Origin of the sequence: Sphingomonas sp., assembly GCF_013816785.1 — a bacterium.
Classification (GTDB): Bacteria; Pseudomonadota; Alphaproteobacteria; order Sphingomonadales; family Sphingomonadaceae; genus Sphingomicrobium.
Genome location: NZ_JACDDV010000014.1, coordinates 18,832 through 40,586, shown reverse-complemented (window position 1 = coordinate 40,586; position 21,755 = coordinate 18,832). Strand labels below are relative to the sequence as shown.

Here is a 21,755-nt window from a genome sequence, read left to right as displayed (position 1 = left end):
TCACCGAGCCGTCCGAGCAAGTCTGCGTTGCCGGAGGAGGCGGCGGCGGCGGCGGCGGCGGGGGCGGAGGTGGCGGCGGCGGCGACGATCCAAATGCCTGGCGAACGGTCAGGCCGATCGTCCGCGGCTGGCCGATGTTATAGCCGAGGCGCGCTCGTCCGTCCCGCTCGCGGTCGAACGACAGCCTTGGATTTTCGTCGAAGACATTATTTGCGTACAGCGCCAATCCGAGCCCGCTGTCGAAGTCGACCCCGATAGACAGGTTGACCAAATTGTAGCTCGGCAACTTGAGGTCAACCGTCGTGCCCAAGCCCACCGGTATATTCCCAAAATTGGCGTCGATTTGGCGAGGTCGCGTCAACGGCGAGCGGTAGACGAATGTGCGCGGATTATTTTCCTGGTCGGATGGTTGAGTATAGCGGTTCCCAACGTGTTGGAGACTCGCCGTGGCGTGCCATTCCGCGCTGTCGCTGAACCTGGACGAGTAGGTCGCGGCGGCAGCCATTTGGAACTTGGGTACGGACGGCAGGCGGTTCCCGTCGCGGATACCGGTGCTGACCGCTAGAGCTCCAGGCAGGGTGGTGTCGAATTCGGCTTGGATCAAGCTTCCGGACAGGGACAAGTCGAGACCTTCGACAGGCTGGACCGCGAACTCCGCCTCGATGCCTTTGGTGTGCGCTTTCTTCACGTTGAAGACCAGGCGCGACGAGCAGCTGCCCGCGTCCAACGTGACCTGAAGGTCCTTGATGGCCGTGTAGAAGGCGGCGGCGTTGAAGGTGACGCCGCGACGCTGATATTTGACGCCCGCCTCATAATTCCACAGCGTTTCGTCTTTGTAAGATCCCGAAAATGGCCCGAAAATAGCGACGTCTTCGGGCCTACAGATAGGAATATTCAGAGGATCGTTCGCACCGCCAAGGCGGAAGCCTTTCGCCGCCTGGAGGTTGAGACTGAGGTTCCGGCTCGGCTCGTATGTGAGAATGACGCGCGGGCTGAAGCCGTCCGACTTCGTCGTCTGGCTAAGGGTGTTGCTCGATGAGAAAATGCCCCGATTGTCGAAGGTGCGATCTTCTTTGAAATCATAGTAACGACCGCCGGCGGTCAGCTTGACCTGGCCAAAGTCGTAGCTCGCCTCGCCGAACACCGCCTTTTGCTTAATCTTATAGGTAAGGAAGCTGTTGTAGGGTGAATCCGGGTCGGCGGTGCCTCCAGTGGGAATGCCGACTGCTGCTGCGTAACCGGGGGTGGGGAGAGTTTGGGAATAGTCGCGGTCGACGCTCGAATAAAAGCCGCCGAGGAGCCACTGGAAGGGGCCAGAACCCGTCGACGACGCGCGAACCTCCTGAGTCCAGCTTTTGAGGTCGGTCGTGTCGAACAGGTTCGATGGCAAGAGTACTGCAGAATCAGGCAGTCCGACTGCATCATCGGAAATGGACCCTGTCAGCGCCGAGGCGTCGCGCGACACGAGAATGTCGCGATTGATGTAGCTGGTCACCGACGTCAGCTCGACCGGCCCCAAATCATAGGAAGCCGTCAAATCCGCGAGCAAGGTGTCGTCCTTGAATTTTTCGCGGAGCAGCAGATATTGCTCACGCTCGTCCAAGTCGACTTTCGGACGCGTCGTGCTGAGCAGGTTGCCGTAGAGGTTGAAGAACTCTTCACGATTGAACCCGTTGGCTTTGACCTTTTGATAGACGACACGCGGAGTGATCTTGAGTTCGTCGGTCGGCTGCCACAGGATCGAGGCGCGGACGCCCGCGCGGGTCCCGTCGTTGATGTTCTTGCCGGCCGCCGGGCCGACGGCATCGACGAAGCCGGCGTATTTCTGATAATAGCCGACAATGCGGACCGCCGCGGTGTTGCCTAGCGGCACGTTGATCGCGCCCTTGAGATGGCCGCCGATGTCGCTTTCTTCGACCGTGTTGATATTGGCCTCGACGAGGCCCTCGGTCCGGCCCAGCTTGGGCTGATTGGTGATGTAGCGCAGCGTGCCGCCGACGCTTCCCGAACCGAACAACGTGCCTTGCGGACCGCGCAGCGTTTCGACCCGGTTCAAGTCGAACAGGTCGAAATCCGGAGTGAATAGTGACAGGGATACGACAGACTCGTCGAGATAGACGCCGACCTGTTCCTTGACGCCGGGCTGATCGCGGACGATCTGACCGGCCGATACGCCGCGCACCGACACCTGGCTCTGGCCCGGCCCGAGGTTCTGCACGGCAAGGCCGGCGACGTTGCGGCTAATTTCCTCGATGGTCGAAGCATTGGCGCGCTGGATGTCTTCCTGAGTCTGCGCGTTGATCGAGAAAGGGACGTCCTGCACCGTCGAAGCGCGCTTGGTGGCGGTGACGATGATGACATCGCCCTGACTATCGTCGGGCTGGTTGGCGGCCTGCGCCTGCGCTTCCTCGGCGGTTTGCGCCCACGCAGGGGCGGCGATGGCTAGGGCGGCAGCCCCAGCGAGTAAACTACGCGCGGCGTGGCGACGGATAGACATGAAAATTCCCCCCTTGGAACGTAACGATCACGGCTGAATAGGACGCTTCGCGCGTGTGAAAAAGAGGGGTCGGCGATTCGATGTCACATGTTGCGAAAGGGTAACAGTTTTCGTGAACGGCAGGCAGCCGCCATCCGTAAGCGCGCGGTTCAGTGGCTTCCTGTTAACGTCCGCCTTCGACCCATTGCCGACTTGAGGCTCACCGCGGCAACGCTTCAGCCACCGTCCCGGCAGCGAACCCACCGTCGCTCAGCAGCCCGTTGTAGAGTCCCGTCGTACGCTCGACCATTTCGTTTCACGCTCATACGGAGCTCGTGTCGAACGGCGTTCGAATCAACGAGGTCGAGCCGCAGCCCATTCGGCTCCAGCCAGGATTGCGCGACGCGAACGGGCACTTCGCGACCGCCGTCGCGCAGACGCGCCGAGACAATCGACGGAACGACCGTGTGGCTGATCACCAGATCAATTTCGGTCGGGTGACTGCCAGCCGTGCGACAGACAAGGCGGCCAGTTGCATGAGCGGGTGCTGCGGCCAGCAAAGACAGCAGTGCAGAAGTGATCAACATTCTCATTGAGGACCAGTGCGCCTTACTTACTGAACGGCCGCTTTCGATCCATTGCGAACACTGGCATCTGAAGTCGGGTTCCGAAATAAATCGGGGCATCACTTTGTGACGGTCAGGGCAGTCGCAAAACCTTTTCGCCAATAACTCCTAAAACTTGCTACGGCAGGGGTGAGAGGAGCGCGCATGGCATCTGACGGCGTCGCGGAGTTTCTTCGGCGTCTTATGCTGCGCTCGCCGCTGTCGGCCGAGGAGCAGCACGCCGTCCTGCACTTATCGGGTCAACGGTATGCAATGGCCTCAGGCCAAGACATCGTTACGCCTGGGCAAACCGTTGATCACGCTTGTTTGGTCGTGACCGGCCTTGCCGGCAGGTTCGATTTAGATGGGGAGGGCTGCCGTCAGTTTACGGCTTTCTATCTGCCGGGCGACATGTGCGATTTACACTCCGTGCCTTCACCGCACACCGGGTGGGGGATATCCGCCTTAGTTCCAATGACTATCCTCAGAATTCCTCACGCAGAACTCCGCGCCCTGGTTTCGCGATACAATGCCGTTGCGCTGGCGCTCTGGCTCGACACGGTCGTTGACGCATCGATCCTAGCTAAATGGCTTGCCATATTTGCTCATAAGACTGCGAAGGCTGGCCTCGCGCATCTGCTATGCGAAATGGGCATTAGAATGGAAACTGTCGGACTGGGGGCCAAAACCCATTTTACATTCGAGGCAACGCAGGAGCATCTGGCGGACACGTTGGGGCTAACGAAGGTGCACATGAATAGAACGCTACAGGCCCTAAGGAAGGACGGCTTGGTCGAATGCGTGGGGCGAGTGATCGATATCCCGGACTGGCCAAGGCTTGCGAAATTAGCAGAGTTTGATCCGGCCTATTTGCTACTTAAGCCTCAGCCTACTCATTTCACCGCTCAAATCCATGAGCGAGGGATCGCGGCAAATCCAGATTGAATGTCCGCTCCACCCATAGCGGACGTTACCCAATTCCAAACGGCAGCTTCCTCGCCAACATTGCTAAGGCCTCTTGACCCGGCAATGTTGTTCCCTGCCGACTCAGAAAAATGTGTCGCATAATCTCCGCTTGCTGCTCCAATCCGTAGCTGTCGAATGCTTTGCCGTCTCTTACCTCATAGCTATACCGACAGAACGGGTGGCGCATCAGAGGCAGGTAGAAGCGCCCTCGCTCATGGCTCTGCATCACATGCGTCATTTCGTGAATGAACAGGCCCTGCAACGACAACCGTTCCGCGGAAAAATCCTCCGACCATAAGGGGCTGTCGGGATGGAAGTGGATGTTGCCCGTCGGGGCCATGACGATGCCGCGGGGCTGAAACGGCCACCATTTGCGGCGAACCATACGCACGCGATCATAGTCGATGGCCTCGCCGAAGATCGATCGGGCGAGGGCGATCTCGCCGAGGGTGAGGGGGCGGGCGGATTTCATGTCGCGGAAACTATGGGCTGACGGACGCGAGGTCGAGGGCCGTGCTCTCCTGTCCCCCGGACAGGCTGCGCGCGAGGGCCGTGCTCTCCTGTCCCCCGGACAGGCTGCGCGCGAGGGCCGTGCTCTCCTGTCCCCCGGACAGGCTGCGCGCGCCCCTTGCCCAGTGCCTCGGCTCCCGCTAGGGCAGCGCCAAATCTAACGGAGGATAGTCCACATGAGCGAGACCGCCGATCGGGTGAAAAAGATCGTCGTCGAACATCTCGGCGTCGAAGCCGAGAAGGTCACCGAGGAAGCGAGCTTCATCGACGACCTCGGCGCGGACAGCCTCGACATCGTTGAGCTGGTCATGGCGTTCGAGGAAGAGTTTGGGGTCGAAATCCCGGACGATGCGGCCGAGAAGATTTCGACCGTCAAGGACGCGATCGACTTTATCGACAGTAACAAGAGCTGATCGGGACCGATCGGCTGCCGCCCGCCCAATGACGGCGGCACAAACGGCTTCCCGCTCGAAACGGGAGGCCGTTTGCATTTGGACGAAGCGACAAGGGGTGAGCGCATGCGCCGTGTGGTGGTAACGGGGATGGGTCTGGTGACGCCGCTGGGTGGCGACGTCGAGACGACCTGGGCGAACATCCTGGCCGGCAAATCGGGCGCGGGGCCGATTACCCGCTTCGATGCGTCGGACCAGAAGTGCCGCATCGCCTGCGAGGTCAAGCCCGCCGACCATCCCTATGGGTTCGACCCCGGCAAGCGCGTCGACCATAAGGTCCAACGCCAGGTCGATCCGTTCATCATCTTCGGCATCGACGCCGCCGGCCAGGCGATCGAGGACGCCGGCCTCCTAGAAATGGATGAGGCGACGCGTTTTCGCGCCGGCTGTTCGATCGGATCGGGCATCGGCGGATTGCCCGGCATCGAAAGCGAGAGCCTGGTGCTCCATGAAAAGGGGCCGAGCCGGGTTTCGCCGCACTTCGTCCACGGCCGCCTGATCAACCTCATTTCGGGCCAGGTCAGCATCAAATACGGCCTGATGGGTCCCAACCACGCGGTGGTCACCGCCTGCTCGACCGGCGCCCATTCGATCGGCGACGCGGCGCGGATGATCAAGGACGACGACGCCGACATCATGCTGGCGGGCGGCGCCGAGGCGACCATCTGCCCGATTGGCGTCGCCGGTTTCGCCCAGGCGCGGGCTTTGTCGACCGCCTTCAACGATCAGCCCGAAAAAGCGTCGCGCCCCTACGACAAGGACCGCGACGGCTTCGTCATGGGCGAGGGCGCGGGGGTGGTCGTGCTCGAGGAATATGAGCATGCCAAGGCGCGGGGCGCGAAAATCTACGCCGAAGTCGTCGGCTATGGCCTGTCGGGCGATGCCTATCACGTGACCGCCCCGCACCCTGAGGGCAAGGGTGCCGAGCTGGCGATGCGGATGGCGCTAAAGAAGGCGGGTATGGAGCCGTGCGACATCGACTATATCAATGCCCATGGCACCTCGACGATGGCCGACACGATCGAGCTCGCGGCCGCCAAGCGCGTGTTCGGCGACGATCTGTGCGGCGCCTCGATGAGCAGCACCAAGTCAGCGATCGGCCATCTGCTGGGCGGGGCCGGCGCGGTTGAGAGCATCTTCTGCATCCTGGCGATCCGCGACCAGATCGTCCCGCCGACGCTCAACCTCGATAATCCAAGCGATGGGGTGCTTGGTGTCGACCTGGTGCCGCACAAGGCCAAGAAGCGCTCGGTGCGCGCCGTGCTCAACAACAGCTTCGGTTTTGGCGGGACCAATGCCAGCCTGGTCCTGAAGGCGGTGTGAGGAAGCTGTTGGGACTGGCCGCGCTGCTCGTCCTGGGCGCGTCGGCGGCGATTGCCCTGCTGTGGTGGAGCGCCGGCTCGGCTTCCGGCCCGCATCGCGTAACTGTGGCAGAGGGCTCGACCCTTTCTTCGGTCGCGCAGCAGCTTGAACGCCAGCGGCTCCTCCCCGGCAGCGCCGCCACCTTTCGCGCGATGGCGAGGGTTCTCGGTTCGTCGGACCCGGTCCAGGCTGGAGAGTTCGACATCCCCGCGGGCACCAGCGCCGCCCGCCTGCTCGACATCCTCCAGCATGGGCGGCCAGTCGTCCGGCTGATCACGATCGCCGAGGGTATGCCGTCGGTCATCGTCCAGGAAAAGCTCGCCGCGCTGGCCGGCCTGAGGGGGGCGGCACCGCTGCCGCCGGAAGGGTCGGTCCTTCCCAGTAGTTACGACTGGCAAAAGGGGGAGGAGCGAAAGGTTGTGCTGGCGCGGATGACGTCGGCGATGGATAAGGCGCTCGCCGCGCTGTGGAGCAAGCGCAAGCCGGGATGCCCGGTCTCGACCCCGCATGAAGCGGTCACGCTCGCGTCCATCGTCGAAAAGGAAACCGGCAAGGCGAGCGAGCGGAAGTTGGTCGCCGGGGTCTATTGCAACCGGCTGACGATCGGCATGAAGCTCGACGCCGATCCGACCGTGATTTATCCAATCACCAAGGGCAAACCGCTCGGCCGCCGGATCAAGCGGTCGGAGCTCGACGCCATCACCGGCTACAATACCTATCGCGAAGCGGGTCTGCCGGCCGGACCGATCGCCAACCCGGGCCGCGAAAGCATCGCCGCCGTCCTCGATCCGGCGCCGACCAAGGCGCTTTACTTCGTTGCCGACGGCACCGGCGGCCATGTCTTCGCCGACACGCTGGCCGAGCACAACGCCAACGTCGCCAAATGGTATGCCATCCGCCGCGCGCGCGGGGAAATGTAAGCTAAACTCGGACCGCTTCGCTGCGGACATAACCGACGCGGCCGTCGGGGCCATAGCCCCATGCCCAGCCAAGACTGTTGTCGAGCATGAGCAGTTCTTCGCCGGCGTCGAGTTCGGAAACCAGCTCCGCGTCATCGGCGGGCGCTTTCATCAAGCGCGCGGCGACGGCGATGCGGCGCGCCAGCGGCTCGGCATAATGCGAGGCGATCACGCGTCCGGCGAGCGCGGCGTCGGCCAGATCCTGGCGATAGGCGTGGGTTGCCGGATCGGGCAGCTCCGACACGCCGGACAGCGCGAAACCCTCAACGGGCCGCGTAGGCGGGTTCCTTGTTGCGCTGGCCAATGGCGGGACGTGTGTCGGCCCCTTGGTCCCCGGCCCTAAGGTAACGCTTGAACCCTTCAAGGAAATTGGCCCCATCATTGGTGCGCACGACGAACACGTTGCGACGGTCGTCCTGATCACGTTCGCGGCGCAGATAGCCCAGCGAACCCAAGGTGTTCAAGGCGCGCGTCACGACCGGCTTCGACACGCTGAGCAGCCGGGCCAAGCCACGTACCGTATGGGGGCCGGGCGTCAGGTAGACCAGCATCAGCAGAGCCATCTGCCGGTTGGTCAGGTCGGGCTCGCCGGAGCGGACATAACCGATCAGGGCGCGCATCCAGCCGGTTAGCGAAACCTCGCTCATGGGGAGGGAATCTCCATCATCATTCAGTCGACAAAGACAACCGAACAGAGAGGGAATGGTTGCGTCGGCTACTTCGAAACCGGCGAAAAATCCGCCGCTTAGGCCGATCGATGCGGGAGCGTTACGCCCCGAATCTGGCCGAAACCGCCGCGAAAACGACGCGCAGGCCTATCGCCTCACCGCCCTTGGGCCGGCCTGGCCGCGCGGCAGGTCGCCAGGCAAATGTATCGAAATGGGCCCAGGGCACCCCCTCGGGGACGAAGCGCCGCAGGAACAACGCGGCCGTGATCGCGCCGCCCATCGGCGAGTCCGCGGCATTGGCGAGGTCCGCCAGGTCGGATTTGAGCATTTCGTCATAGCCGTCCCATAGCGGCATCCGCCACACCGGATCCGCCACCTCCTTAGCTGACCGTTCAAGCTCGTCCGCCAGCTCGTCGTCATTGACGAACATCGCGGGCAGGTCGGGACCGAGCGCGACCCGCGCCGCCCCCGTCAGTGTGGCGAAGTCGACGATCAACGCCGGCTGCTCTTCGCCCGCTCGCGTGAGGGCATCGCCGAGCACCAGCCGTCCTTCGGCGTCGGTGTTGTCGATCTCGACCTTGAGACCCTTGCGGCTGTCGATAATGTCGCCGGGCCGGAACGCGTTCGCGGAGACGCTGTTCTCGACCGCGGGGATGAGCATGTGGAGGCGGACCGGAAGTTTGGCGGCCATGACCAGCCGCCCCAGCGCCAGAGCATGGGCCGCGCCGCCCATATCCTTTTTCATCAGCCGCATTCCGCTGGCCGGCTTGATGTCGAGCCCGCCGGTGTCGAAGCACACGCCCTTGCCGACGATGGCGAGGCGCGGATCGCCTTCCTTGCCCCAGCGAAGCTCGATCAGCCGTGGAGCGCGGTCCCGGGCGGCGCCCTGGCCGACGGCGGCGATCATCGGATAGCCTTGCGCCAGCGTATCACCGCCGGTGACCTCGACCTTGGCGCCAAATTCGCTGGCGAGGGCGCGAGAAACTTCCTCCAATTCGGCCGGACCCATGTCGGCGGCCGGGGTGTCGACCAGGTCGCGGACCATCGCGGTGGCTTCGGCCAGGCGGACGGAGGCGTTAATCTCCGCAGCCTCCTTGGTGAGCAGGACACGTTGGCCGCGGTCGGGCCGGGGCGAGGATTTGTACCGGTCGAAGCGGTGCTGGGCGAGCAGCCAGCCGAGCACTGCCGGGCCGGGATTACCTTGGGCAAGCCGGTAGCGGCCTTCGGGCAGGTCCGCGCCGAGCTTGGCAAGGCACCAGGGCGAGAGCGCCGCAGCGTCGGCCACCGTCGTCACAACCTCAAATTCCCCCTTTGCTGCAGGCAGCAGAGCGAATTGATAAGCATTGGTGCCGTCGAAGTGAGTAGCCTTCAGCAGCGCGCGGCGCTCCGCGGGCTGAAGCTTGGCCCAGCCCTCGAAACTGGCCTTGTCGACGAGGTGAATGGCCCGCGCCGGTTCGTCGCGGTCGGGTATCAAGAGGGCTGCGAAGTCGGTCATCGCCCGCCTTTAGCCGAGGCGGGCGATGGGCGACAGGGTGCTACTTGGCCAGCTGCCCTGCGCGACTTTGACGCAGCCAGAACTTTGGCTGCTCGCCGGGGCCCTCAAGGTGACCACGACAGGCCCGGCAACTCCGGCGGCGCCAGCATGGATGTGGGCCATGGTCGCGGTGGCGATGTTGGACGCTGAGCTTGTAGCAGAGCTGGGCCTGGCCGCTATTGACAGTGACCAAGGCCGATCCGGTGGCGTCGCTATCGCCGGGCCCCGGCACTTCGGCGGTGCCGGTGAGCGTTGCGTCAAGCTTGCTAACGTTAAGCGAGCGCCCCGAACAGGTCGTGCTCGTCACTTTCTTCGATGACCACGCGGGCGATATCTCCCGGCGAAAGGTGGCCCGCATCGCGCAGATGGACTTCGCCGTCGATTTCCGGCGCGTCGGCCTTGGAGCGGCCGGTGGCGCCGCCTTCTTCGGCATCGACCGCGTCGATCAATACGTCAATCGTCCGGCCGACCTTGGCGGTGAGTTTGTCCGCCGAGATGCGTGCGGTCAGCTCCATCACTTGGGCGTAGCGCTCTTCCTTGACCTCTTCGGGCACCGGGTCGGGAAGGGCATTGGCCGCCGCGCCTTGGACCGGTTCGAAGCGAAACGCGCCGACGCGGTCGAGCTGCGCTTCCTCGAGCCATTGCAGGAGATAGTCGAAATCCGCTTCGGTTTCACCGGGGAAGCCGACGACAAAGCTCGAGCGGATGGCGATGTCCGGACATTCGCGCCGCCAGGCGGCGATGCGCTCAAGCACTTTCGCCTCGTTGGCCGGGCGTCGCATGGCCTTGAGGATCTTGGGAGAGGCGTGTTGGAACGGAATGTCGAGATAGGGCAGCACCAGCCCTTCGGCCATCAGCGGGATGACGCTGTCGACGTGCGGGTAGGGATAGACATAATGAAGGCGCACCCAGGGGGTTTCGCCTTCCGGCGTGCGCAACCGGCCAAGCTCGCGAGCGAGGTCGGTCATGTGCGCGCGCACGCTTGTTGGCTCATTTGGGATCGGCTCGGCATTGCGCGGCTTCCACGGCCAGGCGGCGAATTTCAGGTCGACGCCATAGGCCGAGGTGTCCTGGCTGATGACCAGCAGTTCTTTGGTCCCCGCCGCGACAAGCTTCTCCGCTTCGCGCAAGATGGCGTCGGGCCGGCGGCTGACGAGGTCGCCGCGGATCGAGGGGATAATGCAGAAAGCGCAACGGTGGTTGCAGCCCTCGGAAATCTTCAGATAGCTGTAATGGCGCGGGGTGAGCTTGATCCCCGGCCCGACGTTGGCCGAGGGGACGAGATCGAGGTAGGCGTTGGGGACCGGCGGAGCGGCCTCGTGCACCGCCGCGACGACGGCGTCATATTGCTGGGGGCCGGTGACCGCGAGCACGCTGGGAAAGCGCGCGCGGATGACGTCGGCTTGATTGCCCATGCAGCCGGTGACGACAACGCGGCCGTTCTCGGCAATCGCTTCTCCGATCGCCTCGAGGCTTTCCTCTTTGGCGCTGTCGAGGAAACCGCAGGTGTTGACCAGCACGACGTCGGCGCCGGCATAGTCAGGCGACATCTGATAACCGTCGGCGCGCAACTTGGTCAGGATGCGCTCGCTGTCGACCAGCGCCTTGGGACAGCCGAGCGAGACCATGCCGACGCGCGGCGGGGAGGGGAGGATGGTAGCCATGGGAAGCTGCCGCCCCTAAACGCTTTTTCCGGCAAAATCGAGGCGGGCGTTGGCGCCGTCGGTCAGGCAGCCTCTTTCAATGCCAGTAACTGCGCCGCGGGGATCGTGCGGCAGAATTCGAACGCCAGTGTCGCGACATGGGCGGCCTGAATTTGCTCGGCGGGAATCACGCCTCCCTGGCCGTCGGGAAGATCGAAGCAGTCGCAGGCGTCGGGGACCAGGATCATGTCCCAGCCCATGTTCGCCCCGGTGCGAATGGTGGTGGAAACGCAAATGTCGGTGGCGATCCCGAAGACGATGACATGGCGGGCGCCAAGACGCTTGAGCCGCAAATCGAGATCGGTGCCGATGAAGGCCGAGTTGACGCTTTTCGTTACCAGTGCCTCATCGCCGACCGGGCCGAAGCCGGGGCGGAAGCCATTGCCGGGGCTGCCGGGAAAGAGGTTGGAACCGGGCGTTAGCGAATCATGGCGGACATGAATGATCGTTCGCCCCGCGCTGCGCCATTCCTCGATCAAGGCAATTCCGTTCGCGTCGACCGAATCGTTCCAGCGTCGCGGCCACTGCGGCCCGTCGAAAGCGCGCTGCATGTCGATTGGCAGAAGCACGGTATGGTCGAGGTCAAGGTCCATGGTCATGAGGGTCTCCATTGGAAAGGATCGTTATCGCGGTTCCTTCGGCCGGTTTCCTTCGGCATGATGCCGGAACCGCCGGCACTATGCCGGTATTTGGCGGGGGAATGCTGTGGACGAGCGTGACCGATTGTTGCTGATGTTGTTGCGGCGCGATGCGCGGCGCTCGATCGTGGATCTTGCGCGCGCTATCAATCTGTCGCGAAGCGCGACCCAGGAACGGCTGGCGCGACTTCAGACGACCGGCGCGATCCGTGGCTTCACCATCGTCGAGAGGTCCGAGGGCGGCGACTCCCAGTCGGCCTATCTGACCCTCGGCTTCCACCCTAGCTATCGCTGCGCGCAGATCGTGCCCAAGCTAAAGGATATCCCCGGGGTCGCCCTGATCCATTCGGTAACCGGCGAGACCGACGTCATCATTCGGGTGGATGGTCAGAGTATCGCCGACATCGAGCGCTGCCGATCGGCGATTGCCGCGGTGCCGGGTATCGCGACGGTGGCGACATCGGTCGTGCTCGATAAGCATCTCGGCTAGGAAACCCCGCCGGCGGACTGGCCAACGACCCGAGGGCTGGCTAAGGCACGCGCTCGATCATTCGGCCGAAACGGACATTTTTAAATGCGTATTGCGATGATCGGCACCGGTTATGTCGGGCTCGTTTCAGGGACCTGCTTTGCCGATTTCGGGCATCATGTAACCTGCGTCGACAAGGACGTGACCAAGATCGACGCGCTGCTTGCGGGACGCATGCCGATCTGGGAGCCGGGGCTTGAATCGCTGGTCAAGTCCAATGTCGAGCGCGGGCGATTGGCGTTCACCACCGACCTGACCGAAGCGCTCAAGGGGGCCCAGGCGGTGTTCATCGCCGTCGGCACGCCCTCGCAACGCGGCGACGGCCATGCCGACCTGACCTATGTCTATGCGGCGGTGAAGGAGCTGGCCGGGTTGCTCGACCAGCCGCTCGTCGTGGTCACCAAGTCGACCGTGCCGGTCGGAACCGGCGATCGGATCGCGGAAATCCTGGCGGAGGAAGGCGCGCCCAAGGGCTGCTCGGTCGCGTCCAACCCCGAGTTTTTGCGCGAAGGCGCGGCGATTGCCGATTTCAAGCACCCCGACCGCATCCTGGTTGGCGCCGAGGACGATGGCGCGCGTGCCGTGCTAGCCGAGATCTACCGGCCGCTGTTCCTCAACAAGGCGCCGCTGCTGTTTACCAGCCGCCGCACCGCCGAGCTGACCAAATATGCCGCCAACGCCTTCCTGGCGATGAAGATCAGCTTCATCAACGAGATGGCCGACCTGTGCGAAGCGGTCGATGCCGACGTCCAGGAACTCGCCCGCGGCATTGGCCTCGACAATCGGATCGGCGGCAAATTCCTGCACGCCGGGCCGGGATATGGTGGCAGCTGCTTTCCCAAGGACACGCTGGCGCTGCTCAAGACGGCGGATGACGCTGGGGTCGAGCAGCGGATCGTGTCGACGGTGGTCGCGGTCAACGACGACCGCAAGGCGGCGATGGCCGAGCGCGTTCGGGCGGCGCTCGGCGGCAACCTCGAGGGGAAGCGGATTGGCCTGCTCGGCCTGACCTTCAAGCCCAACACCGACGACATGCGCGACGCGCCGTCGATCCCCTTGGTCGAGGGACTGCTTACCGGCGGCGCCAGCGTCGTCGCGTTCGATCCGGTCGGGCGGGTACAAGCTGAGTCGCTGCTGGGCGAAATCGATTATGCGGCGCGAGCCGAGGATGTCGCCGACGGCGCCGATGCGCTGGTGATCGTCACCGAGTGGGACGAATTCCGCGCGCTCGACCTGGCGGACTTGGCCCGCCGGATGCGCGGCAATGTGCTGGTCGACCTCCGCAATATCTACGACCGGTCGGACGCCGAACGGGCCGGCCTCGCCTATCGCGGCATAGGCCGCGGACGGCCCAATGCCTGACCGGGCTTGAGCGGCGTGGAGGGACAGTCTCGCCGGATCGTGATCGTCGGCCTTGGCTATGTCGGGCTGCCGTTGGCCGTGGCGCTGGCCAAGGCGCACCCTGGAGACGAGGTGATCGGATTCGACATCGATCGCGGCCGGATCGACCAGCTGGTTGCCGGCCATGACCGCACCCGAGAGGTCGAGACGGGAACTCTCCAGTCGACCCGGCTTACCTTCACCACCAGCGATGCGGACTGCGCCGGGGCCGACATCGTCATCGTCACCGTTCCGACTCCGGTCGACGCTGCCAACCGCCCCGATCTCGGCCCTCTGCTCGCGGCCTCGCGGCGGCTCGCCGGCTGGATTAATCCGGCGAAGCGGACCATCGTGGTGTTCGAGAGCACCGTCTATCCCGGCGCGACTGAAGAAGAATGCGGGCCGGCGATCGAGGCGGCGTCGAAGTTCAAGCGGGGCAGGGATTTCCGGCTGGGCTACAGCCCCGAGCGGATCAATCCCGGCGACAAGGTCCACCGCGTCGAGAAAATCGTCAAGGTCGTCGCGGGCGAGGATGACGAAACACTCGACGAGCTGGCCGAGCTTTACGGTGCGGTCACCGAAGCGGGTGTGTTCCGCGCCGCGTCGATCCGCGCCGCCGAAGCGGCCAAGGCGATCGAAAACGCCCAGCGCGACATCAATATTGCCTTCATGAATGAGGTCGCGCAAATATTGGCGATGACGGGCACTTCGGTATGGGACGTGCTCGACGCGGCGCGAACCAAGTGGAATTTCCTGCCGTTCGAACCGGGTTTAGTCGGCGGGCATTGTATCGGCGTGGACCCCTATTACCTCAGCTTTCACGCCGAAACCCTTGGTCACCACCCCCGCGTCATCCTGTCCGGCCGCGGCATCAACGACGGCATGGGCCGCTGGATCGCTGAACGGCTGCACGCGCAACTGGGCCTCCAGCCTAAACGAATCCTCTTCTTGGGGATCACCTTCAAGGAAGACGTGCCCGACGTGCGCAACAGCCGCGCGATCGATGTCGTTCGTCGGCTCGAGGAGTTAGGCCATCACGTGACCGTGGCCGACCCGCTCGCCGATCCGACCGAAGTCGCGCGCGAATATGGTGTGACGCTGGTGGCCGAGCCCGGCGGGGATTATGATTGCCTGTTCGCGGCGGTCGGTCACGCCGCTTATCGCGCGATGGGCGCCGACGAAATTGCGGGCTTGACGAAGGAGGGGGCGTTGGTCGCCGATCTGAAGGGCATCTGGCGGAGGCTAACGCTACCGGCGCATATCCGGCGCTGGTCGCTTTAATGGCAACTACCGGGACGGCCGCCGGTTAAAGGACTGATGATTCACGCCCCACCCACCATGTTGAAGACCCGCCGCAGCTTCTTCGCGCGGCAGCGGTTCAACCTGATGGGCGCCTTGGTGGTGACCGCCGGCCTGCCATTTTTCCTGCGGTCGCTGATCGTCCCGCAGGACACCTTCCTTGCAAGTTCGATCAATTCGCTGATGTTCAACGTCATCGCGGTCGCGGTGGCATTTTGGACGCGGTTGTCGATCGAGACCTATCCGGGCAACCGGTCGACCCATGTCATCCTGCCGTCGGTCATCGTCGCTCACGGGCTGATCGTAACCATATTATTGATGGCTCGCCTGCCTTACGACCGCCTCGCGTTGGTTGCTGGCGCTATCGGGCATCTCGTGTGGAGCTATGGGCTCTACGTCGCGGTGCAACGCCACATCCGTTACCGTATCGCGATCGTCCCCTACGGCGCGGTCGACCGGCTGGCGACGATCGACCAGGTCGACTGGCAGATGCTGGAGCGTCCCGACCTTGCCGAAGCGGCGACCTGCGACGCGCTGGTGGCCGACTTCTCCGCCGCCGTCCCGGACGAGTGGGAGGGCCTACTGGCCGACGCGGCGATCCAGGGGCGGATGGTCTATCAGGTCAAGCAATTGTCCGAATCGCTGACCGGGCGGGTGGCGATGGACCATTTGTCCGAAAACAGCTTCGGCAGCCTGGTTCCGGCGCGCGGCTATTTCCATCTGAAGTCGATCGCCGACCTGCTTTTCGCGCTGGCGATCCTGCCCTTCGTTCTGCCGTTGCTGCTAGTGATCGCCATCGCGATCCGGCTCGACAGCGAGGGTCCCGCGCTGTTCCGACAGCGCCGCATGGGGCAGGCCGGCACCTGTTTCGAAGTGGTCAAGTTTCGGACGATGGCGATGCGCTCTCCCTTGGACGACGACAGGGACAGCGCGATCACCACTCATGCCGATCATCGCGTGACACGGGTCGGAGCCTTTCTCCGCCGTAGCCGGCTCGATGAACTACCCCAGATTTTCAACATCATCGCAGGGCAGATGAGTTGGATCGGCCCGCGGCCCGAAGCGGAGGTGCTGTCGGCCTGGTACACCGGCGAAATCCCATTCTACCGCTACCGACACGTGGTGAGGCCAGGGATCAGCGGCTGGGCGCAGGTCAATCAGGGTCATGTGGCGAGCGTCGACGAGGTCCACGCAAAGCTGCAGTATGATTTTTACTACATCAAATATTTCTCGGCCTGGCTCGACATCTTGATCCTGTTCCGAACGATGAAGACGATGCTAAGCGGGTTCGGAGCGCGATAGGGCGCTAAATTGCGCGTTCTCGCGCCCGGATACGCCCGTTTGGACTCTAATTCGGCGCCCGGCCTGAGCGACCGTAGAGGCGAAAGCGGCTTAAAGTCACAAGAGTCACGGACCCAGCAGACGTTTTGTGCCGGAAACCCCGGAAAAGCGAGATAAACGCCAGCGATCGAATCGGCGCATTGTCATCGGGGTAGCGCATCCCAGAGCCACTCAATCCAATATGGCATCCGCCAGACTAAAGCAGTGGCTTGCTTGATAGGCATTCCGGCCCCGGTTCAAGTGGGTCAGATTGAACCTCCGAATGGCCCGCAGCGCGCGGGGCTCCATGAGGAATTTATGGATCGAGGCGGAGCCGCGGATTTTGATGCCGAAGGTGTCGGCTTTCCAGTTGAAATGGCTGACGTCCTCGGGCCGCGAGACGGATCGTTCGAGAAAGGCCTGGTCGAGACGGTCGGGTTCAGGCGAGCCGTCGGTGGTGAAATCCGACAGATGGACGATGATCCGCGCGCGGAGATGCTCGCCTGTCCCGAGCGGCGTCGCAAGGCCGTCCGGCAGTAAGGTGAACAGCTCCATCCAGCTCGCATTGACCCGGGCGAGCGGCTTGTCGGAGGTCGACGGCAGGCAGGACACCGACCAGAACCAGCGCTCGGTCTGGCGCGGGATCGGCAGGCAGTTTTCGGCGTAGCGGCGGAGAATGTCGAGGACGTCCCCAGCCTGAGGCTTGCGCAAAAGTTTCTCGAAGCGGGCGGCGTATTTGAAGCGCTGTTCGAGAGATTGCTGTTCGAGGGACTCCCGGCGCTCGTCAGGCAGGGCCGTTTCGCCTTCCATCCAGCTGTGCTGTTGTTCGGGACTCAGGAACTGGCGCAGGCCTTTGACGTCGCCGCGATCAGGCGAGCTTTTAAAGGGGGCGATGATCGGTCGCCCGCTCACCGATGGGCTTGAGTCGGCGGCTTTCCGTCGGACAGGAATGCTGCGCTGAACGGGCCCTTCCCGGTCGATGCGGTGCAGTCGATGTGGCTCGGACCGGCATAGAGGTTGGTGTAGGTGCACGTACCTCTCGCCGTCATTTCGTTGGAATGGTCAGCAGGCGGGCGGACTCCGGGGCCGACTTGATTGACGATCACTTCGTCCACTTGGACCATTCTCTCGCGCCCCTTGGCTGGCGCTTCAAACCCGGCGAACGTCACCATGCCGAAATCGCGGACCAGAAGTAGAATTCGGTGCCGGCGGTTGCACTGGACGAGCTTAAAAGCCTGCCTTCGCATTGGCCGCTTGAATCCTTTCCGCCGATGATAAGGCGCGAACAGGAACCGTTCACGGAAGTGAAATTGTGAGGTTTCGAGCCGCTGCGCTGGTTTCGGGCTGCGAAAGCGGCGAATGACCCGGAAGCCGCGAACATGATGCAACTCAAGACCAATAAGCGTCCGGTCTTCACTCACTTTCCCCTTGGTATAACCGCAGCCAGGCCAGCGCCGCGAACCGTTGGCCGTTGATCAGGCATCGATCGTGTCCTCGTCGACTGCGGCCGCGCTTGCCTGGATGAAGTTGAAGCGGTGCTCCGGGTTTTTGCCCATCAGGCGCTCGACGAGGTCCTTGACCGGCTGACGATCCTGCCATTCGCCGGGCAGGGTGATGCGGATCAGCGAACGGCTCGCCGGGTCCATCGTCGTTTCCTTGAGTTGGTCGGGGTTCATTTCGCCGAGGCCCTTGAAGCGGGCGACCTCGACTTTCTTGCCCTTGAACTCGGTCCGTTCGAGCTCCGCGCGGTGGGCGTCGTCGCGGGCGTAGGCCGACCTGGAGCCGCTGGTCAGGCGATAAAGCGGGGGCTGCGCCAGGAACAGATGACCGCGCCGCACCAGCTCGGGCATTTCCTGGAAGAAAAAGGTCATCAGCAACGTGGCGATGTGGGCGCCGTCGACGTCGGCATCGGTCATGATGATGATCCGTTCGTAACGCAGCGCATCCTCGATCCATTTGTCGCGGATGCCGCAGCCCAGCGCCTGCTGCAGGTCGGCGATCTCGGCGTTGGCGCGGATCTTGTCGGCGGTGGCCGAGGCGACGTTCAAAATCTTGCCGCGTATCGGCAGGATCGCCTGGGTCTTGCGATTGCGCGCCTGTTTGGCTGACCCGCCGGCACTGTCGCCCTCGACGATGAACAGCTCGGTCCCGGCGGCGTCGTCATTGGCGCAATCGGTCAGCTTGCCGGGAAGGCGCAGCTTGCGCGCGCTGGTCGCGGTCTTGCGCTTGACCTCGCGCTCGGCGCGGCGCTTCAAGCGCTCGTCCATCCGCTCGAGGATCGCGCCGAGCAGGGCGCGACCGCGGTCCATATTGTCGGCCAGATAATGGTCGAAATGGTCGCGCACCGCCGCCTCCACGAAGCGCGCTGCCTCCAGGCTGGTCAGGCGGTCCTTGGTCTGGCTTTGAAAATGCGGATTGCGAATGAACACGCTGAGCATCAGCTCGACCCCGTTGAAAACGTCGTCGGCGGTGATGTCCTTCGACTTTTTTTGCCCGACGAGGTCGCCGAACGCGCGGATGCCCTTGGTCAGCGCGGCGCGCAGGCCGGCTTCGTGCGTGCCGCCATCGGGGGTTGGAATGGTGTTGCAATAATAGGATTCGTTGGCACCCTCGCTCCACAGCGGCCAGGCGACTGCCCATTCGGCCGCGCCCTGCTCGTCGGGAAAGTCCTGCTTTCCGGCGAATGACGCGGAGGTGACGCACTCGCGGTCCTGAAGCTGTTCGGCAAGATGGCCGGCGAGACCGCCGGGGAATTGGAAAACCGCGTTCTCGGGAACCGCATCGCTCGCCAGCGACGGATCGCAGCGCCAGCGAATTTCGACGCCGGCGAACAGATAGGCTTTCGATCGGGCGAGCTTGTAAAGCCTCTCGGGCGAAAAACGGGCGTCCGCTCCGAAGATATCGGGATCGGGAACGAAGCTGACGGTCGTGCCGCGGCGGTTGGGGGCGGCGCCGATCTCCTCGAGCGGCGAGGTGGCGATGCCCTTCGAGAACAGCTGACGGTAAAGCTTCTTGTCGCGCGCGACCTCGACGATCGTCTCGATCGACAGTGCATTGACGACGCTGACCCCGACGCCGTGAAGGCCGCCGCTGGTCGAATAGGCCTTGCCCTCGAACTTGCCGCCCGAGTGAAGCGTGGTGAGGATCACTTCGAGCGCCGACTGCTGCGGATATTTGGGGTGCGGGTCGACCGGAATGCCGCGGCCGTTGTCGGTCACGGTCAGGCGATTGCCGGGCTCCAGCGTTACCTCGATCCGGCTGGCGTGCCCGGCGACAGCCTCGTCCATCGAATTGTCGATCACTTCGGCGGCAAGGTGATGGAGCGCGCGGGCGTCGGTGCCGCCGATGTACATGCCGGGGCGGCGGCGAACCGGCTCGAGCCCCTCGAGAACCTCGATCGAGGACGCATCGTAACTGTCGGGTGTGGGGGCGGAACCGGAAGCGAAAAGATCGGACATGCTGGCCCCGCTATAGGGGCCGCTCAAGCGCTAAGCCAAGCATCTTGAAATGATCATTTCATTCCATAAAATTCGACATGACACCCTCGTCGTTGGCGAGGAATCCGCCCCGGCCCGCGCGCGGCGCGAATCCGCGCTTTCCTCGCTTAGCGCGGGCGGCCCAGCGGAATGCGCCCGACCGCTCGCCAATGCTGTTGGCGCCAGCCTCCCCGGTCCAGCCAGTCGGTGATTGCGTAAAGCCAATCGATGCGGCGCAGCGCCAATCCCGGGAGGGACAAGGGGTCGCCACCGCTCCAGGGCAGGAACGGGGTGCGGCGGCGATATGCCCAAATCTCAACCCGGACAGCGGGGATGTTTGACTGGCCGCGGGCGTGGAACCCGAACGTATCGGCAACGACTAGCGTATTGGCCGCGACGGCGAATCGGGTTGGCTCTGGGAGTCCCAAGCCGGAAAGCTCGTCGCGCGAAATGCGGAACGATCCCCGCTGCGACAGCCGGTCGTCGATCGTTTGGACGACCATGCTCTTGCGTTTCTCCCAGGCGGTCCGGGCCGGTGTCAGGCGGTGCGATCCGGCGACATAGAGGAGGGGGCTTGCTCGATCATCGACTTCGGTCAGGAACAGCCAGGCCTTCAGCGCCGGTTGAAACGAGTCGGAATGGAGATTGAATTGCGGATCGGGGGGCCCATCGGGCGAGGTGATGATCGTTTGGAGATAGTAGAGCGGCTCGCCGCCAGTGCTGGCGACATAACGCATCAGGCCTTTCCAACGCCGACTTCGCAATAGGCCGCCGAGTTGGGGAACGTCGCGCACGAGGCGAGGATTGATCGCCACCCGCCTCGTGACAGTGCTACCTTGCTGTTGCTCCCGTGCCTCGAATTTAGACGAGAAAAGCGCGGCCTTCAGAGCGTTGAATTCAGCGGCCGGCAAAAAATCCGGAATAGCGACGAAGCCGTTCTGGTCGAAGGCCGCTCGGTCCCTCGGGTCGACCGCACCGGCTAGCCTTGACCGCCGCCACCAAGCCAGGCGATGCGCCAGCTTCATCCGCGCCAGGTGAAGCCCGCGCCGGTTGAGCGCGGGCGACCCAAGGAAGGGATTGTCGACGAAGCTTTTCGCGCCGGTGGCGAGCTGAAGGATCCACCAGGGTGCCTTCCACCAGCCGGGTAACCGGCTTTTCATAAGTTCGACGCCCTTAACGAACCCTTGGTCCACCGAATGGCAGCGGCGGAGGTGGTCGACGGTCGCGCCGGGGCAGCTGGGCCTGATAGGCAACCCCGCAATGATCGACGCAATAGGGGTAACCGGGATTGGAGGATTGGCCGCAGAAGTGGAAGTCGGGTTCGCCCGGATGGCCCATCGGCCAGCGGCAGACGCGATCGTTCAGCTCGAGAAGCGAGGTTTTGTCGGCGACGTCCGCCGACGGTTTGGCCGGGACCAGGCGGCGCGGCGGCGCAGGTGGAATTGGCGCCTGGGTGTCGCCCGGTCCTTGGCGGATGAAACCGCCAGGTCCGACCGAACGATACTGAATGGTGGTCTCACCCTTTGGCGCTGGCGAAGGCGGGGCGCCATCCGCAGGCGCGGCCTCGGGGGTGATCGCTTTGGAATCGCCGGACGCGGGCGCAGCCGGCATTGGCGCGGGCGCGGGAGCCGGGCGCGCCGCCTTGGCGACAGCCCCCGCCTTGGCTGCGGCTCCCGCTCGAGCGGGTGCTTTCCTGTCCTTTTCTTCGCCCGGCTTGACCGGCGATGGGCGGGCCTCGAGGCCGAGTCGATGCGCCTTGCCGATTACCGCATTACGGCTGACCCCGCCCAGCTCCTCGGCGATTTGGCTAGCGGTGGCGCCTTTGGTCCACATCGATTTGAGGCGCTCGATGCGCTCGTCGGTCCAACTCATCTAACT

Annotated in this window: 20 protein-coding genes and 1 pseudogene; 8 read left to right on the top strand and 13 right to left on the bottom strand. The window is 63.8% G+C overall.

The window, feature by feature from the left end:
• Nucleotides 1–2,497: TonB-dependent receptor (locus tag H0W65_RS04885; RefSeq protein WP_367120126.1), on the bottom strand; the 2,497-nt coding region annotated here is incomplete at its 3' end.
• 749 nt (nucleotides 2,498–3,246) lie between these two features.
• Here H0W65_RS04885 and H0W65_RS04880 point away from each other — a divergent pair.
• Entirely contained in the window at nucleotides 3,247–4,026 is a 780-nt protein-coding gene (locus H0W65_RS04880; RefSeq protein WP_294004601.1) for a Crp/Fnr family transcriptional regulator, read from the top strand.
• A 25-nt stretch (nucleotides 4,027–4,051) separates the two neighbouring features.
• Here the strand turns inward: H0W65_RS04880 and H0W65_RS04875 are convergent, their stop codons facing one another.
• Nucleotides 4,052–4,519 carry a vgr related protein gene (locus tag H0W65_RS04875; RefSeq protein WP_294004598.1) on the bottom strand — a complete coding sequence of 156 codons (468 nt, stop codon included), beginning with the start codon at nucleotides 4,517–4,519 and terminating at the stop codon, nucleotides 4,052–4,054.
• A gap of 214 nt (nucleotides 4,520–4,733) precedes the next feature.
• Here H0W65_RS04875 and H0W65_RS04870 point away from each other — a divergent pair, with 214 nt between their 5' ends.
• From H0W65_RS04870 to mltG, 3 genes are all read left to right on the top strand, one after another.
• Nucleotides 4,734–4,970: an acyl carrier protein gene (locus tag H0W65_RS04870; protein ID WP_294004595.1), complete on the top strand. Its 237-nt coding sequence runs from the start codon at nucleotides 4,734–4,736 to the stop codon at nucleotides 4,968–4,970.
• Between the two features lie 105 nt (nucleotides 4,971–5,075).
• Entirely contained in the window at nucleotides 5,076–6,332 is a 1,257-nt protein-coding gene (gene fabF / locus H0W65_RS04865) for a beta-ketoacyl-ACP synthase II (RefSeq protein WP_294004592.1), read from the top strand.
• A complete protein-coding gene (gene mltG, locus H0W65_RS04860; protein ID WP_294004589.1) occupies nucleotides 6,329–7,291 on the top strand; it encodes an endolytic transglycosylase MltG in 963 nt (320 codons plus the stop codon). Before fabF ends, mltG begins: the two co-directional genes overlap by 4 nt.
• 1 nt (nucleotide 7,292) lies before the next feature.
• Here mltG and H0W65_RS04855 read toward each other — a convergent pair whose 3' ends face one another.
• From H0W65_RS04855 to H0W65_RS04835, 6 genes and pseudogenes are all read right to left on the bottom strand, one after another.
• Nucleotides 7,293–7,574 (bottom strand): hypothetical protein, encoded by a 282-nt coding sequence (locus H0W65_RS04855; protein ID WP_294004586.1) that lies wholly within the window; start codon nucleotides 7,572–7,574, stop codon nucleotides 7,293–7,295.
• A 19-nt stretch (nucleotides 7,575–7,593) separates the two neighbouring features.
• On the bottom strand, nucleotides 7,594–7,950 hold the full coding sequence (locus H0W65_RS04850) for a MarR family winged helix-turn-helix transcriptional regulator (protein ID WP_294004616.1): 357 nt from the start codon (nucleotides 7,948–7,950) through the stop codon (nucleotides 7,594–7,596).
• A gap of 148 nt (nucleotides 7,951–8,098) precedes the next feature.
• A complete protein-coding gene (locus H0W65_RS04845) occupies nucleotides 8,099–9,493 on the bottom strand; it encodes a M17 family metallopeptidase (protein ID WP_294004583.1) in 1,395 nt (464 codons plus the stop codon).
• Between the two features lie 9 nt (nucleotides 9,494–9,502).
• A pseudogene (locus tag H0W65_RS12185) lies at nucleotides 9,503–9,890 on the bottom strand (CHRD domain-containing protein).
• Nucleotides 9,805–11,196: a 30S ribosomal protein S12 methylthiotransferase RimO gene (rimO, locus tag H0W65_RS04840; RefSeq protein WP_294004580.1), complete on the bottom strand. Its 1,392-nt coding sequence runs from the start codon at nucleotides 11,194–11,196 to the stop codon at nucleotides 9,805–9,807. The pseudogene H0W65_RS12185 and the gene rimO overlap by 86 nt, the downstream one beginning before the upstream one ends.
• Before the next feature lie 62 nt (nucleotides 11,197–11,258).
• Entirely contained in the window at nucleotides 11,259–11,834 is a 576-nt protein-coding gene (locus tag H0W65_RS04835) for a cysteine hydrolase family protein (protein ID WP_294004578.1), read from the bottom strand.
• Nucleotides 11,835–11,940: 106 nt separating this feature from the next.
• Between H0W65_RS04835 and H0W65_RS04830 the strand changes: the two genes are divergently transcribed.
• The 4 genes from H0W65_RS04830 to H0W65_RS04815 all read left to right on the top strand — a co-directional run bounded on the left by H0W65_RS04830 (nucleotide 11,941) and on the right by H0W65_RS04815 (nucleotide 16,383).
• Entirely contained in the window at nucleotides 11,941–12,363 is a 423-nt protein-coding gene (locus H0W65_RS04830) for an Lrp/AsnC family transcriptional regulator (protein ID WP_294004575.1), read from the top strand.
• 84 nt (nucleotides 12,364–12,447) lie between these two features.
• Complete coding sequence (locus tag H0W65_RS04825) at nucleotides 12,448–13,764, top strand: UDP-glucose/GDP-mannose dehydrogenase family protein (protein WP_294004572.1); 1,317 nt, start codon at nucleotides 12,448–12,450, stop codon at nucleotides 13,762–13,764.
• A 15-nt stretch (nucleotides 13,765–13,779) separates the two neighbouring features.
• Entirely contained in the window at nucleotides 13,780–15,063 is a 1,284-nt protein-coding gene (locus H0W65_RS04820; protein WP_294004569.1) for a nucleotide sugar dehydrogenase, read from the top strand.
• Nucleotides 15,064–15,099: 36 nt separating this feature from the next.
• On the top strand, nucleotides 15,100–16,383 hold the full coding sequence (locus H0W65_RS04815; RefSeq protein WP_294004566.1) for a sugar transferase: 1,284 nt from the start codon (nucleotides 15,100–15,102) through the stop codon (nucleotides 16,381–16,383).
• Nucleotides 16,384–16,593: 210 nt separating this feature from the next.
• Here the strand turns inward: H0W65_RS04815 and H0W65_RS04810 are convergent, their stop codons facing one another.
• The 5 genes from H0W65_RS04810 to H0W65_RS04790 all read right to left on the bottom strand — a co-directional run bounded on the left by H0W65_RS04810 (nucleotide 16,594) and on the right by H0W65_RS04790 (nucleotide 21,749).
• On the bottom strand, nucleotides 16,594–17,313 hold the full coding sequence (locus H0W65_RS04810; protein WP_294004563.1) for a hypothetical protein: 720 nt from the start codon (nucleotides 17,311–17,313) through the stop codon (nucleotides 16,594–16,596).
• A complete protein-coding gene (locus tag H0W65_RS04805) occupies nucleotides 17,310–17,525 on the bottom strand; it encodes a hypothetical protein (protein WP_294004560.1) in 216 nt (71 codons plus the stop codon). The genes H0W65_RS04810 and H0W65_RS04805 overlap by 4 nt, the downstream gene beginning before the upstream one ends.
• A gap of 351 nt (nucleotides 17,526–17,876) precedes the next feature.
• Nucleotides 17,877–19,859 (bottom strand): DNA topoisomerase IV subunit B, encoded by a 1,983-nt coding sequence (parE, locus tag H0W65_RS04800; protein WP_294004557.1) that lies wholly within the window; start codon nucleotides 19,857–19,859, stop codon nucleotides 17,877–17,879.
• Between the two features lie 146 nt (nucleotides 19,860–20,005).
• Nucleotides 20,006–21,037 carry a phytanoyl-CoA dioxygenase family protein gene (locus H0W65_RS04795; protein WP_294004554.1) on the bottom strand — a complete coding sequence of 344 codons (1,032 nt, stop codon included), beginning with the start codon at nucleotides 21,035–21,037 and terminating at the stop codon, nucleotides 20,006–20,008.
• Between the two features lie 13 nt (nucleotides 21,038–21,050).
• Nucleotides 21,051–21,749 (bottom strand): GcrA family cell cycle regulator, encoded by a 699-nt coding sequence (locus H0W65_RS04790; protein ID WP_294004551.1) that lies wholly within the window; start codon nucleotides 21,747–21,749, stop codon nucleotides 21,051–21,053.
• Between the last annotated feature and the right edge of the window lie 6 nt (nucleotides 21,750–21,755).

What these genes read in the sequence shown, in the direction of transcription:
- H0W65_RS04880 (WP_294004601.1), top strand. Translation starts at nt 3,247, where the DNA reads ATGGCATCTGACGGCGTCGCGGAGTTTCTTCGGCGTCTTATGCTGCGC.
- H0W65_RS04875 (WP_294004598.1), bottom strand. Translation starts at nt 4,519, where the DNA reads ATGAAATCCGCCCGCCCCCTCACCCTCGGCGAGATCGCCCTCGCCCGA.
- H0W65_RS04870 (WP_294004595.1), top strand. Translation starts at nt 4,734, where the DNA reads ATGAGCGAGACCGCCGATCGGGTGAAAAAGATCGTCGTCGAACATCTC.
- fabF (WP_294004592.1), top strand. Translation starts at nt 5,076, where the DNA reads ATGCGCCGTGTGGTGGTAACGGGGATGGGTCTGGTGACGCCGCTGGGT.
- H0W65_RS04850 (WP_294004616.1), bottom strand. Translation starts at nt 7,950, where the DNA reads ATGCGCGCCCTGATCGGTTATGTCCGCTCCGGCGAGCCCGACCTGACC.
- H0W65_RS04845 (WP_294004583.1), bottom strand. Translation starts at nt 9,493, where the DNA reads ATGACCGACTTCGCAGCCCTCTTGATACCCGACCGCGACGAACCGGCG.
- rimO (WP_294004580.1), bottom strand. Translation starts at nt 11,196, where the DNA reads ATGGCTACCATCCTCCCCTCCCCGCCGCGCGTCGGCATGGTCTCGCTC.
- H0W65_RS04835 (WP_294004578.1), bottom strand. Translation starts at nt 11,834, where the DNA reads ATGACCATGGACCTTGACCTCGACCATACCGTGCTTCTGCCAATCGAC.
- H0W65_RS04825 (WP_294004572.1), top strand. Translation starts at nt 12,448, where the DNA reads ATGCGTATTGCGATGATCGGCACCGGTTATGTCGGGCTCGTTTCAGGG.
- H0W65_RS04815 (WP_294004566.1), top strand. Translation starts at nt 15,100, where the DNA reads ATGATTCACGCCCCACCCACCATGTTGAAGACCCGCCGCAGCTTCTTC.
- H0W65_RS04805 (WP_294004560.1), bottom strand. Translation starts at nt 17,525, where the DNA reads ATGGTCCAAGTGGACGAAGTGATCGTCAATCAAGTCGGCCCCGGAGTC.
- parE (WP_294004557.1), bottom strand. Translation starts at nt 19,859, where the DNA reads ATGTCCGATCTTTTCGCTTCCGGTTCCGCCCCCACACCCGACAGTTAC.
- H0W65_RS04795 (WP_294004554.1), bottom strand. Translation starts at nt 21,037, where the DNA reads ATGAAAAGCCGGTTACCCGGCTGGTGGAAGGCACCCTGGTGGATCCTT.
- H0W65_RS04790 (WP_294004551.1), bottom strand. Translation starts at nt 21,749, where the DNA reads ATGAGTTGGACCGACGAGCGCATCGAGCGCCTCAAATCGATGTGGACC.